At 69.5% G+C, this 12,142-nt stretch carries 11 protein-coding genes; 6 read left to right on the top strand and 5 right to left on the bottom strand.

Features of this window, described 5'->3' with window-relative positions:
• Nucleotides 1-67: 67 nt before the first annotated feature.
• The gene (locus tag DEIMA_RS18115) at nt 68-919 is read right to left on the bottom strand and encodes a ribonuclease H family protein (RefSeq protein WP_013555302.1); all 852 of its coding nucleotides are present in this window, start codon (nt 917-919) and stop codon (nt 68-70) included.
• Nucleotides 920-1,042: 123 nt separating this feature from the next.
• Between DEIMA_RS18115 and DEIMA_RS18110 the strand changes: the two genes are divergently transcribed.
• From DEIMA_RS18110 to DEIMA_RS18790, 3 genes are all read left to right on the top strand, one after another.
• Nucleotides 1,043-1,444: a response regulator gene (locus tag DEIMA_RS18110; RefSeq protein WP_013555301.1), complete on the top strand. Its 402-nt coding sequence runs from the start codon at nt 1,043-1,045 to the stop codon at nt 1,442-1,444.
• 89 nt (nt 1,445-1,533) lie between these two features.
• Nucleotides 1,534-2,934 carry a sensor histidine kinase gene (locus DEIMA_RS18795; RefSeq protein WP_013555300.1) on the top strand — a complete coding sequence of 467 codons (1,401 nt, stop codon included), beginning with the start codon at nt 1,534-1,536 and terminating at the stop codon, nt 2,932-2,934.
• A gap of 246 nt (nt 2,935-3,180) precedes the next feature.
• Nucleotides 3,181-6,441 carry a glycosyl hydrolase gene (locus DEIMA_RS18790; protein ID WP_013555299.1) on the top strand — a complete coding sequence of 1,087 codons (3,261 nt, stop codon included), beginning with the start codon at nt 3,181-3,183 and terminating at the stop codon, nt 6,439-6,441.
• Between the two features lie 80 nt (nt 6,442-6,521).
• Here the strand turns inward: DEIMA_RS18790 and DEIMA_RS00660 are convergent, their stop codons facing one another.
• The 4 genes from DEIMA_RS00660 to DEIMA_RS00650 form a co-directional block, all read right to left on the bottom strand.
• On the bottom strand, nt 6,522-6,728 hold the full coding sequence (locus DEIMA_RS00660) for a hypothetical protein (RefSeq protein WP_013555298.1): 207 nt from the start codon (nt 6,726-6,728) through the stop codon (nt 6,522-6,524).
• Between the two features lie 212 nt (nt 6,729-6,940).
• Nucleotides 6,941-7,642: a hypothetical protein gene (locus tag DEIMA_RS00655; RefSeq protein WP_013555297.1), complete on the bottom strand. Its 702-nt coding sequence runs from the start codon at nt 7,640-7,642 to the stop codon at nt 6,941-6,943.
• A gap of 292 nt (nt 7,643-7,934) precedes the next feature.
• Entirely contained in the window at nt 7,935-8,090 is a 156-nt protein-coding gene (locus DEIMA_RS18915; protein ID WP_425358170.1) for an Imm32 family immunity protein, read from the bottom strand.
• Nucleotides 8,091-8,263: 173 nt separating this feature from the next.
• Nucleotides 8,264-9,082, bottom strand: coding sequence for a DODA-type extradiol aromatic ring-opening family dioxygenase (locus DEIMA_RS00650; RefSeq protein ID WP_013555296.1), 819 nt, complete (start codon nt 9,080-9,082; stop codon nt 8,264-8,266).
• 185 nt (nt 9,083-9,267) lie between these two features.
• On the opposite strand from DEIMA_RS00650, the gene DEIMA_RS00645 reads away from it, so the two are divergent.
• The 3 genes from DEIMA_RS00645 (at nt 9,268) to DEIMA_RS00635 (ending at nt 12,019) form a co-directional block, all read left to right on the top strand.
• Entirely contained in the window at nt 9,268-10,893 is a 1,626-nt protein-coding gene (locus tag DEIMA_RS00645) for a long-chain-fatty-acid--CoA ligase (RefSeq protein WP_013555295.1), read from the top strand.
• A 264-nt stretch (nt 10,894-11,157) separates the two neighbouring features.
• Complete coding sequence (locus DEIMA_RS00640) at nt 11,158-11,604, top strand: helix-turn-helix transcriptional regulator (RefSeq protein ID WP_013555294.1); 447 nt, start codon at nt 11,158-11,160, stop codon at nt 11,602-11,604.
• A 4-nt stretch (nt 11,605-11,608) separates the two neighbouring features.
• Complete coding sequence (locus DEIMA_RS00635; RefSeq protein ID WP_013555293.1) at nt 11,609-12,019, top strand: VOC family protein; 411 nt, start codon at nt 11,609-11,611, stop codon at nt 12,017-12,019.
• Nucleotides 12,020-12,142: the final 123 nt, after the last annotated feature.

The raw sequence follows: 12,142 nt of genomic DNA, 5'->3' as shown, positions 1-12,142 counted from the left end.
GGGGGTGGCCGCGTGCGTCCAGCGGGCGGGGCTGAGCGGCGCTTCACGCGCGCCTCAGGGGCGCAGGTCAGTACGGGACGGGCGTGGCGGAGCGCAGGGCGAAGTGCACGCGGCGCACGGCGACCTGCTGCGCGCGGGTGAGGGGCGCGCCGCGCGCGAGGGTGGCGAGGGCGCGGGCGTGCACGGCGAGGCGGTGCGGGGCGTGCAGGTCCAGGGTGGGCGCGTACATGAAGTGCAGGCGTGGCCTGAGGGCGTCCGCGAGCGCGTCGAGGCGCTCCAGGGACGAAGATTTGCGGCGTCCGCGGTGCACGAGGTCCTCGGCGTACCGGCGGACGTGGAAGACGTGGTCGCTCTGGACGTGCAGGGTCGCGTGGGGGTGCGTGGCGGCGTGCATGAGGGCCACGCGGATGGCTTCGCGTTCGGCGTGCGCGCCGTTGGGGTGCTCGGCGCGGGCAGCGGTGATGGCGAACGGAACGCCGTTCAGGGTGTAGCCGATGCCGGTGAGGTCGTCGGTGAGCGCGAAGCTGCCGTCCACATGGATGAGCGTGCGTCCGTCCGCGCTGGGGGTGTGGCTGGCCTGGAGGGCGTGGTGCTGCTCGGGTGTGAGAGGCTGGCCGTGCACGATGGTGGCGAGGGCGTCCGCGAGGCGCGCGAGGTGCGCGGCGCGGTCCGCAGGGGGGCCGGGCAGCCACGTGACGGGCGCCGGCAGGGTGAGCGGGAGGGGTTCGGTTGGCAGGCCGCGCAGGTGCACGTGCGTGTAGCCGAGGGTGTGGGCGTGCCGCGCGATGAGCAGCGCGTCGGGCACGCCGGGTGGCCGCGCGAGGGCGTAGGGCGCCCCGTCCAGGACGTACCCGAGGGCCACGCCGCAGGTGGCGGCGTCCACGTACGCGTGGGGGGTGGGCCAGGGGCGGGCGGGCATGCGCGCAGCATACGGGGTGACGGGGATGTTCAGGGACGCTTTACGTCCGCTGAAGGCAGGGGTGGAACCTTGAGGGTACACTCAGGGAATGTTCTTGATCCCCCCCCACCTGGGCAGGTTCGCGTGAGCGTACGGACCCTGCTGCTGGTGGAAGACAATCTGGCCGACGTTCTCCTGATGCGTGAAGTGCTGGCTGACGTGGCGCCTGACGTGCACCTGGATGTGGTGCGTGACGGCGCGGACGCGTTGCTGCAGTTGCGGGAGGGGCGCGTGCCGGACCTGGTGCTTCTGGACGTGAACATGCCGCGTGTGACCGGGCTGCAGGTGCTGGAGGCGTTGCGGGCGGACCCGGCGTTCACGTCGGCGCGGGTGGTGGTGTGGAGTACGTCGGGAGCCCCCATGGACGTGCGGGCAGCGCAGGAGCGGGGCGCGCAGACGTACGTGGAGAAGCCCGCGACGTATGACGGGCTGCGGCTGCTGATCGCCGGGCTGGTGGCCGGCGAGGGCGTGGAGTCGCCGAGCTGACCTCGTCTTTGGGCGGATGAGTTACAGGTGAGGAAAGCTTGAAACGTTGAGGACATGATGCTGTTATGGCCTTCACGTAAGATTTACCTGTGGACGCGCCGTCTCCCGCTCTCGCGCACGCGGCGCTGGACGCGCTGAGCGACGCGCTGTTTCTGCTGGACGCCGCCGACCGCGTCACGTACATGAACGGCGCCGCGGCGCGCGCGTTCCCGGAAGTCACGCCGGGTGCGCTGCTGACCGAGACGCTCGCGCGGCATGCCGACCTGCCCCACGACCCGGAGGACGGGTGCGTGTGGTTCTGCGCGGCCCGCGCGCAGGTGCTGCAGTGGCGCGCGCAGGCCCTGCCGGGCGGGCGCAGCGTCCAGGTCCGCGAGGTGAGCGAGGCGCCGTCCGGGGACGCGTTTGCCGTCATGCTCGACAGCCTGCCCGACCCGCTGTACGTTCAGGGGCGCAGCGGCGTGCAGCGCCTGAACGCGGCGGCGCGCACGCTGTTCGGCGTACCGACCGGCGCGGCCGCCGACGTGCTGACGCCGCCCCTGTACCGGGACGCCCGCACGGGCGAGGTGTTCCCGCCGGGCGCGCAGCCGGTGCAGCGGGCCCTGCGCGGGGAGCGGCTCACGCAGGAGGTGCAGGTGTGGGTGGGCGATGAGGCGCGGCATGTGCGCCTGGCGGCGGCGCCGCTGTGGACGGACGGGGCGGTGCGCGCGGCGGTGGTGACGCTCACGGACTGGACGGACCGGCAACAGGCGCGCGCGCTGAGGCGTGCGTACACGCAGCTGGAGCGGCGCATGGAGGCGCGCACGGCGCGCATCGTGGAGTTGAATGCGGAGCTGACGGCGTACGGGCTGTCGTTGTCGCGGGATCTGCGGGAGCCGCTGCGCCGCATCGACGGGTTCCTGACGCTGGCGCGCAAGCGGCTGGCGGGCGTGACCGACGAGCGCACGGAGCGGTACTTCGAGGTGATCCGGGATGAGACGAGCCGGCTGAATCAGCTGGTGGAGGACCTGGTGGCGTTGTCGCACGCGGGCAAGGCCGAGATGCAGGTGCAGGACGTGCCGCTGGGACAGCTGGTGATGCAGGTGCGGAGCGACCTGGCGCCGCTGATGGTGAACCGGCGCATCACGTGGCGGATTGACGCGTTGCCGACGGTGCCGGGCGACTGGATGCTGTTGCGCCTGGCGGTCACGAACCTGCTGCATAACGCGATCAAGTTCACGCAGGACGAGCCGGAGGCCGTCATTGCGGTGCAGGCGCTCGTGCGGCCGAACGAGGTGGTCGTGAGCGTGCGGGACAACGGGGTGGGGTTCGCGCCGGAGCGGGCGGAGGAGGCGTTCGGGCTGTTCGTGCGTCTGAACGAGACGTTCGAGGGGGCGGGGTTGGGGCTGGCGAATGTGCGGCGCGTGATTGCGCGGCATGGTGGGCGGGTGTGGGCGGAGGGGCGTCCGGGCGAGGGGGCGACCTTCTTTTTCACGTTGCCGCTGGGCGCCTGAACGGGCAACTCTCATGACGCGCGCTTGACAGCGCTTTCACCGAGGAAGTACGGTAAGCGCGTCCTCCCCCAATTCGCCCTCATCTGTCTGGAGCATCGGCCATGTTGACGCTGCGCTGCGCGACTCGCGCTGGTGTTAGGGGCACCCTGTCGTCTTCAGATGCGACCAGCTTTTGAAAGCGTTTTCAGAGGACCTACTGTACTCCAACGCTCACCCGCCGCGCACGCGGCGCCACGGAGGCCACCCATGAACCCACGGTACCTGCTCCTGTCCGCCGCCCTGCTGCTCGCCGGCTGCGGCGCCCCACCCACCAACACCGCCCCCAGCACGCCCACCCTGGACACCCAGGCCGTCAGCACCACCGTGCCTGCCGGCGCCGCCGGCGGCCCCATCAGCCAGACCGGCGAACTGCTCACGCCCTACGTCACCGCGAACGCCCAGGCGAAAGGCGCCGTCCCCACCAACAAATTCTGGTCGTCCCTGGTGTTCAAACGCTACAAGCCGAACAGCATGTACTCCGAGAACATGTACGCGCACCCCTTCGCCATGAAGGCCGGCGCAAGCGGCCTCAGCCTCGGGTACCCGAACACCCCGCGCTTCACGGGCGGCGGCGGCACCAGCAAATACGAGTACACCTTCACGCCCGACTTCACGCTCGGCGTCAGCGGCCTCAACGCCCCCGACACCCGCGCCGACGACTGGAGCGACTGGACCGCCACCGCCGCCTGGAACGACGGCACCCGCAGCCTCAAAACCACCTTCGGGCACGGCCTCCCCTTCGTGTACGCCACCAAAACCGGCGGGAACGCCGAATTGCGCTTCAACGCGCCCGTCAACGTCTGGAGCAACAGCGGCAACGCCCTCGGCGTCACCGTGAACGGCCACCACTACGCCCTGTTCGCCCCCACCGGCGCCACCTGGACGCAGGCCGGGAACGTCTTCACGTCCACCCTCGGCGGCAAGGACTACTACAGCGTCGCCGTCTTGCCCGACGCCACCACCACCACCCTGAACGACTTCAAGCAGTACGCGTTCAACTTCGTGACCGGCACGCGCGTCAGCTGGAACTACAACGCCGCCGCCGGCAACGTCACCACCACCTACACCCTCACCACCACCGCCAAAGAAGGCACCGGCACCGGCACCCTCAGCGCCCTGTACCGCCACCAGTGGCTCAACAGCAGCAGCGTGAACACCACCTACAAGTACGCCTCCGCGCGCGGCGAGATGCGCGTTGTGCGCGGCAGCAGCTTCAGCACCACCATGAAGTTCAACGGCACCCTCCCCTGGCTGCCCGACAAAGGCACGTACGACAAGAACCAGCTGCGCGCGTACGTGAACGAAGTCCGCAACGCCCCCGACCTGCTCCCCTACCGCGGCGACTCCTACTGGGCCGGCAAGAGCATGGGCCGCCTCGCGGAAGTCATCCCCATCGCCGAGCAGCTCGGCGACACCGCCGCCCGCGACGCCTTCCTGAACGCCCTCAAAGCGTACCTGCAGGACTGGCTCGACGGCCAGAGCCCCAACAACTTCTACTACAACCCCACCTGGGGCACCCTGATCGGCTACCCCAAAGGCTTCGGGTCCGAAGAGGAACTCAACGACCACCACTTCCACTGGGGGTACTTCATTCAGGCGGCCGCCATCGTCGCGCAGTACGACCCGGCGTGGCTCACCGCGAACGGCGGCGACTGGAAGAACACCATCAACGAACTCATCCGCGACGTCGCCAACACCGACGACGCCAACAAACGCTACCCGCGCCTCCGCAGCTTCGACGCTTACGCCGGGCACTCCTGGGCGTCCGGCCACGCCGGCTTCGCCGCCGGCAACAACCAGGAAAGCAGCAGCGAGGACATGCACTTCGCCAACGCCCTCATCCTGTGGGGCAGCGTCACCGGCGACGCCGCCACCCGCGACCTCGGCGTGTACCTCTACACCAACGAAGCGAACGCCATCGAACAATACTGGTTCGACGTGAACAAACAGACCTTCCCCGCCGGGTACACGCACCCCGCCGTCGGCATGGTCTGGGGCGACGGCGCCGACTACGCCACGTGGTTCAGCGGCGAGCCCGAAATGATCCAGGGCATCAACTTCCTGCCCATCAGCGCCGGCTCCCTGTACCTCGGCCGCAACCCCGACTATCTCAAAGCGAACTACGACCACCTCGGCCGCGAACCGCAGGCGTGGCGTGACATCTTCTGGGAAATGTACGCCCTGTACGACGCCGCCGGCGCCGTCGCGAAATTCGGCAGCGGCAGCTACACCCCCGAAGAAGGGGAAAGCAAAGCGCACACGTACCACTGGATTCACAACCTCAACGCCATGGGTCGCCTCGACACCGGCGTCACCGGCAACATCCCCACGTCCGTCGTGTTCAACAAGGCCGGCACGCGCACGTACGTGGCGTACAACCCCAGCGGCAGCACCATCACGGTCACGTTCACGGACGGCAAGACCATGAGCGTCGCGCCCCGCACCGTGGGCACCTCCGGCCCGGGCACCACGCCCACCGACGCGCCGCCCACCGTCAGCGTCACCGCCACGCCCAGCACGCTCACAAGCGCCGGCACCGTCACCGTGAACGCCAGCGCCAGCGACGACAAAGGCGTCACGAAAGTGGAGTTCCTGCGTAACGGCGCCGTGTTCGCCACCGACACCACCGCGCCATACAGCGCGACGCAGAGTTACGCGAGCGGGCAGAACGGCACGTACACCTACAGCGCCCGCGCGTACGACACCGCCGGCCAGTCCACCACCAGCGGCAACGCCACCGTCACCGTGAACATCGGCGGCACCACCGGCGACACGCAGGCGCCCACCACGCCCACCGGCCTCGTCAGCAACGGCAGGACCGACACCAGCGTGTCCCTCACGTGGGGCGCGAGCAGCGACAACGTCGGCGTGAAGCAGTACGAAGTCCTGCAGAACGGCGCGCAGGTCGCCGTCGTCAGCGGCCTCACCGCGAACATCACGGGCCTCACCGCGAACACCGCGTACACCTTTGCCGTCCGCGCCCGCGACGCCGCCGGGAACGCCTCCGCGAACAGCAACGCCGTAAGCGTCACCACCAACCCCGGCGCGGTCACCTCGCGCGACGCGTACGCCACCATCCGCGCCGCCACCGCCGACGCGCAGAGCGGCACGCAGAAAGTCAGCTGCTCGGACGGCGCCGGCTGCGAAGCGGTCGGGTACATCGCGAACGGCGACTGGCTGGTGTTCCGCAACGTGAACTTCGGCAGCACCCCCGCCCGCACCGTGAACCTGCGCGTCGCGAGCGGCGCGGGCGCCACCGTGAGCGGCATCGTCGAGGTGCGCATTGACAGCCTCACCGGCCCGGTCCTCGCGAACCCCAGCGTTGGTGACACCGGCGGCTGGGACGCGTGGCGCACCATCCCGTACAACACCGCCGCCGTGACCGGCGTGCACGACGTGTACGTCAACTTCAAGAGCGGGCAGGCCGCCGACTTCACGAACATCAACTGGCTGCAGTTCGGCCGCTGAAGGCAACAGGGAGGGTCGAGGGGTGCTTCCCTCGGCCCTCCCTGCTTCTGCCGACGCGGCCAGCGGCAAACCCGCGCGGCCTACGCCTGCAGGAGCTCCTGAATGCTGGCGAGGGTTTCGCGCACGTCGATGTACAACTGCTCATCGCGGCTGTTGAGGACATCCAGGTACAGGCGGCTGCCGCTCGGGAAGTTCTGGTCGGGAATGTGGCGGACATCAGTCACCCTGTTGAAGTTCACGATGATGGACCGACTGTCGCGAATGCCCGTGAGGGTGAGGAACGCCATGCCGGGCAGGATACGCGGTGGACCTTCCGCAAGCTGAGGAGAGTGTGAGCAGAAGCTCATGACCCGGAGCCCACGGAGCAGCAAACCAACCCATACCCAGCCCTCCCGACGCCCGCACCGCCCCGCGGAGCAGCTCGGGGAACTGACCCGTCAGCACTCAGGACGGGGAGTGATGTCTCCCCCGTCCCCAGCGGACGGACCTCACGCGGACGTCACTGTTCGGCAAGGTGAAGCGTAATGGCGTCGAACTGGGCCCGCAACAACTGGTTCAGCGTGTACCGCGGGAAGGTGTCCTCAGTCCCGTACGATTCGGCCTCGGCCAAAACGTACGCGCGCCGCTCTGCCGGGCTGAGGTCGGCGTTCGCCCGCGGCAGGATATCGGCCAGCTGCTCGATGCGCCCCACGTTGTACGCGGCTTCATCCTGATCGAAGCGGAAATTGCCGAACAGGCCCTGCCGGTCGAAATACCAGTAGTCGATCACGTTATCGTCGATATGCCGCGAGCCGAACACAACGTAGTTCGCGTTGACGAGCTGCTCAGCCTCTGCCTCCAGAGCGTCGTTGAACTCCTCGCGTTCACCCCAGGCGGCGTGAATGGCAGCCACCAGCCCCAGCGAGTACGGGCGGCTGAACGCCCGGTTCTCGGGCCTCGTCAGCCAATGCAGCTGGGTGCTGACCGACTCGATGCGCAGGGTCTGCCAGGCAAGCGCATAATGCACGTGCTTGAACGCGCCCACCTGCAGGTACAACGCCCGCAGGTCAGCGGGGAGCGGCGCCCCGATGAGGGCTTCGAGCTGCGCGACGTCATCCACGACGTCCGGCGCCGCGAAAACGAGCTCGAAGTCGCCGTCACCTTCCGGGTCGGCGGCGATGACCTGGTCGTTCCAGGCGATGATCTGTTCTCTGTTCAACATGAGGTCATCCTTGCAGCGCCCACCACGTGGCGGAGCGTCCTTGAGTGTCCGGTCGGGTGGAAGGCGTGTCAGGGGCGCGAGCAACGGCCCGCGCCGCTTCGTGCCGTGGCACCCTACAGCCTAAAAGATGCCGGACGGCGTGAATCACTTCGTCCAGAGGCGCCCCCTGGGCTGTCTGATCGCGCCTCAAGCCCACGGCTCCCTCCGGGCGTCGGGGCCTGAGCATCGCTTTACCCGTGAAGGTCGCCCCGGAAAGCGAGCCTTCGATCATGGCCGGTCCTTATGGGCATGATCAAAGGTCTGGGAGTTTCGAGATCGTGAGCGGCCCTGAATCTTCTTCGAGGTTGGTCAGGTCCTCCAGATGCCAATGATGCCCTTCCTGTACCCCTAGCCCGACCAGGAGGCGTACGAGTGAGCGCAGGCCTGCGTTATTGGCTTGAAGGTGCACTTCGCCATGCTCAAGACAACGATGCTGAAACCAGCGTCCCAGGCGGCGTGCAATCCGCTTACAGGCGTGTAGTCGGGCACATCCAGTGTCAGCTTCGGCACGGCCTCAGTCGATCTTCGTCGCTCATCACAGCGCGCATACGGATAGCCCTTTATCTCCCGTCAACACACGCTCTAAACACACGTGGGCGTCACCGCTGCGCACAGCAGCCCGAAGTAGGTGGGCGCCTCGTACGACAGCAGCTCCACCTGCCGCTCCGTGGGCGGCAGGGCGCCCGCCAGCACCAGCACCTGCCACAGCCCATCCGGTTTGGCGCTTTTCACCAGGTCGGCGCTCAGTGTCGCGAGGGCTTCCAGGTCCCCGGCGCGCACGTACGCCTCCACCGTCGCGTCGACCTGCGCGGCGGTCGGGTGGAACCCGTACGGTCCGGACGCCGCGTGCGTGTGCGACCAGTCGGCGCTCGCGATGAGGCCCACGCGCCGCCCTGCGGCGCTCGCGGCCCGCGCGAGCGCCCGTCCGAACTGCACGTGCCCGGCGAAGTCCATGCCGCGCGGCGGGTTGATCACGACGACGGGCACGTCCGGCATGAACCACAGGGGAATCAGGGCGCCCCAGTCGAGCGGCATGACGCTCAGCGGCCCTTCACTGGTGGCGTAGTTCAGGAGCGCGACGGGCACGCCGTCCGTGGCCGCTTCCGCCGCGATGCGCTGCGCGAGGGCGCGGTCCACGCGGCGTTCGAGCGTCACGGTTCCGCCGTGGTCCTGCACCTCGCCGCGCACGCGTTCCGGGTTGGCGACCGCGAATTGGCCTTCCGCGCGCGTCCCGTGGGGGGTGAGCACCACCAGCACATCCGGGGCGGCGCTGGTCATGCGCCGCCCGAGTTCCACCATGCTGGCCCGCGTCCGCGCCATAAGGGACAGGTTCCCGCCGCTGAGTTCCTCGAGGATTTCCGACCCGTGCGGGGCGATGCAGGCGAACACCAGTTGTGTCATGTGCGCCCCAGCATGGCATACGGGCGCGCGTGTGGTCGTCAGTGCTACCCTCAAGGCGTCCGCAACTCGACGTGCACGCCCTTCCAGGCTCACCTGCCCTGAACGGCGCGCCCCTTCTCCCCTGTTCGCCGCTGGTTCCCGGGCGCGCTGCGCGCCCATCGCCCTCCCCTTGAATGGACGTGCGCATGACGAACCCCGCCCCCTACTGGCCCGCCAACCTCCCCCGCACCCTCGACGTTCCCCGCACCAGCCTGTACCACAACCTCGATGTGAGCGCCGCGCGGTACCCCGAGAAGACCGCGCTGCACTTTTATGGGCGGGAGGTCACGTACCGCGAGCTGCTGGAGCAGACGGCGCGCCTGAGCGGGCAGCTGCAGCGCGCCGGGGTGGGGCGCGGCGACCGGGTGCTCGTGTGGTTCCAGAACAGCCCGCAGTTCGTGGTGGCCGCGCACGCCGTGTGGCGCGCGGGCGGCGTGGTCGTGCCGCTCAGCCCGATGCTCGTGCCGGACGAACTGCGGTTCTTCCTGGCGGATGCGGGCATCACGGTGGGCGTGGTCGGCGCGGAGCTGTACGCGAAGGCGCGCGCAGCGGGACTGGGGCGTATCGTCGTCGGCAGTTACGGCGAGGGAATTCCCGACGCGCCTGCGGCGCTCGCTGTCCCCGCCGTGGCGGAAGGGGACGACGTCACGTGGGCGGACGCGCTCGCGGGTGAGCCGGGCGTGGTGGTGCCGGTCGGCGCGGAGGACCTGGCGGTGCTCCCGTACACGAGCGGCACGACGGGCCGCCCCAAAGGGTGCATGCACACGCACGGGAGTGTTCAAGCGAACGTCGTCGCGGGCGGCGCGTGGGTGCACGCCACCAGCAGTGACGTGCAGCTGGCCACGCTGCCGTACTTCCACGTGACCGGCATGGTGAACAGCATGCTCGCGCCCATCTACGGGGGGAGCGCAGCGGTCGTCATGAACCGCTGGGACCGGCAGGTCGCGGCGGACCTGATGGAGCGGTACGGCGTGACGCTGTGGACGAACACGGCCACGATGGTCATTGACCTGCTCGCCAACCCGAACCTGCGGCCGGAGCAGCTGCGCACGCTGCGGTTCATCACGGGTGGCGGCGCGGCCCTGCCAGCAGCGGTGGGCGCGCACCTCGAGAACCTCACGGGCCTGCGGTACGCGGAGGGGTACGGCCTGACGGAAACCATGGCGCAGACGCACACGAACCCCGCGGGCCGCCCGAAACTGCAGTGCCTGGGCATCCCGGTGTTCGGCACGTCCGCGCGCATCCTCAACCCGGACACGCTGGAGGACGTGCCGGACGGGCAGACGGGCGAGATCGTCGTGAGCGGCCCGCAGGTGTTCCAGGGGTACTGGCAGCGGCCGGACGCGACCGCGGAGGCCTTCCTGGAGCGGGAGGGGCAGCGGTACTTCCGTACGGGCGACCTGGGGTACCGGGACGCCGAGGGGTACTACTTCTTCACGGACCGCCTGAAACGCATGGTGAACGTGTCCGGCATGAAGGTGTGGCCGGCAGAGGTGGAGAGCGCGCTGTTCCAGCACCCGGCGGTGCAGCAGGCGTGCGTGATTGGCGTGCCGGACGCCCGCACGGGCGAACGGGCCCGCGCGCTGATCGTCCTGAAGGCCGGCGCGAGCGCCACCGGGGAGGAGATCGAGGCGTGGGCGCGTGAGCACCTCGCGGCGTACAAGATTCCGCGTGACTGGCAGTTCGTGGACGCCCTGCCGATCGGCGGGACCGGCAAGGTGAACTGGCGGGCGCTGCAGGAGCAGGCCCGCGCGCAGATGCAGGCCCCCTGAACGGTCAGGGCCGGACCGCGCCGTGCGGCCCGGCCCTCATGAGCCGCCCCCGACACCTGCGTGAGGCGCAGGCGCAGCGCGGCCCGCTGAGCGAGAGGCTGAAGCAAGGCAGCGCTCTCCGGCGAGCGCCTCGGCTCCAGGGCGGCCCAGCAAGTGGCGCCCCGCTCAGCGACACGCAGCGCACGCCTGCGGGCAGGCGAACCTCAACCGGCCCCCATGCCCTCCGGGTGGCGCGCTTCACGCGGCACCTGCCACAATCAGGCTATGACCCGGAAGGCTCCTCCGCTGCCCCTGCGTGACCTCGCGCGGCTCCGGCGCGTCCGTGACCGCATGGACTGGGAGTACGACCAGCCGCTGGACGTCGAGGCGCTCGCCCGCAGCGTGAACATGTCCGCCGGGCACCTCAGTCGCCAGTTCCGGCGCGCGTACGGCGAGTCCCCCTACGCGTACCTGATGGCGCGCCGCATCGAGCGGGCCATGGCGCTGCTGCTGCGCGGCGACCTGAGCGTCACGGACGTCTGTTTCGCGGTCGGCTGCGCGTCCCTCGGGACGTTCAGTACGCGCTTCACCGAACTGGTCGGCGTGCCGCCCAGCGTCTACCGCGCCCGCATGGACGCGGCCACCGCCGGCCTGCCCGCCTGCATCGCGAAGCAGGTCACCCGGCCCGTCAGGAATCGAGAAGCGACCACCGAGGCCGCGCGCCTACAGTGACGGCATGGACCTCACCATTCACCAGACGTTCCTCCCGCACCACGACCCGGACGCCGCCCTCAGCTTCTACCGCGACACCCTCGGGTTCGAGGTCCGCAACGACGTCGGTTATCACGGGCTGCGCTGGATCACCGTCGGGCCCGCCGATCAGCCCGGCACGTCCATCGTGCTGTACCCGCCCGCCGCGACGCCGGGCCTCACGGCCGACGAGCGCCGCACCATCGAGGAACTGATGGCTAAGGGCAGCTACGCCACGCTCATTCTGGCGACCGCGGATCTGGACGGGACATTCGAGCGTCTGCAGGGCCGGAACGTGGAACTGGTGCAGGAGCCGACGCAGCAGCCGTACGGCGTGCGGGACTGTGCGTTCCGCGACCCGTCAGGGACGCTGATCCGCATTCAGGAGCGCCGCTGACCGGACCGCGCCGCCCGGCCGAACGCGCGCCTTGATTTCTGCGTTCCAGCCCGTCGCCCCGCTCCGCTGAGCGGCCAGCACGCGGCGCGCTCCAGAGCCGTCATGATTGGCGCGTTATTCAGC

Source organism: Deinococcus maricopensis DSM 21211 (assembly GCF_000186385.1).
Lineage (GTDB): Bacteria > Deinococcota > Deinococci > Deinococcales > Deinococcaceae > Deinococcus_B > Deinococcus_B maricopensis.
Note: the sequence above shows the minus strand (reverse complement) of the source record. Positions and strands in the feature narration are given on the sequence as shown.

What these genes read in the sequence shown, in the direction of transcription:
- DEIMA_RS18790 (WP_013555299.1), top strand. Translation starts at nt 3,181, where the DNA reads ATGAACCCACGGTACCTGCTCCTGTCCGCCGCCCTGCTGCTCGCCGGC.
- DEIMA_RS00645 (WP_013555295.1), top strand. Translation starts at nt 9,268, where the DNA reads ATGACGAACCCCGCCCCCTACTGGCCCGCCAACCTCCCCCGCACCCTC.
- DEIMA_RS00640 (WP_013555294.1), top strand. Translation starts at nt 11,158, where the DNA reads ATGACCCGGAAGGCTCCTCCGCTGCCCCTGCGTGACCTCGCGCGGCTC.
- DEIMA_RS18115 (WP_013555302.1), bottom strand. Translation starts at nt 919, where the DNA reads ATGCCCGCCCGCCCCTGGCCCACCCCCCACGCGTACGTGGACGCCGCC.
- DEIMA_RS00650 (WP_013555296.1), bottom strand. Translation starts at nt 9,082, where the DNA reads ATGACACAACTGGTGTTCGCCTGCATCGCCCCGCACGGGTCGGAAATC.
- DEIMA_RS00655 (WP_013555297.1), bottom strand. Translation starts at nt 7,642, where the DNA reads ATGTTGAACAGAGAACAGATCATCGCCTGGAACGACCAGGTCATCGCC.
- DEIMA_RS00660 (WP_013555298.1), bottom strand. Translation starts at nt 6,728, where the DNA reads ATGGCGTTCCTCACCCTCACGGGCATTCGCGACAGTCGGTCCATCATC.
- DEIMA_RS00635 (WP_013555293.1), top strand. Translation starts at nt 11,609, where the DNA reads ATGGACCTCACCATTCACCAGACGTTCCTCCCGCACCACGACCCGGAC.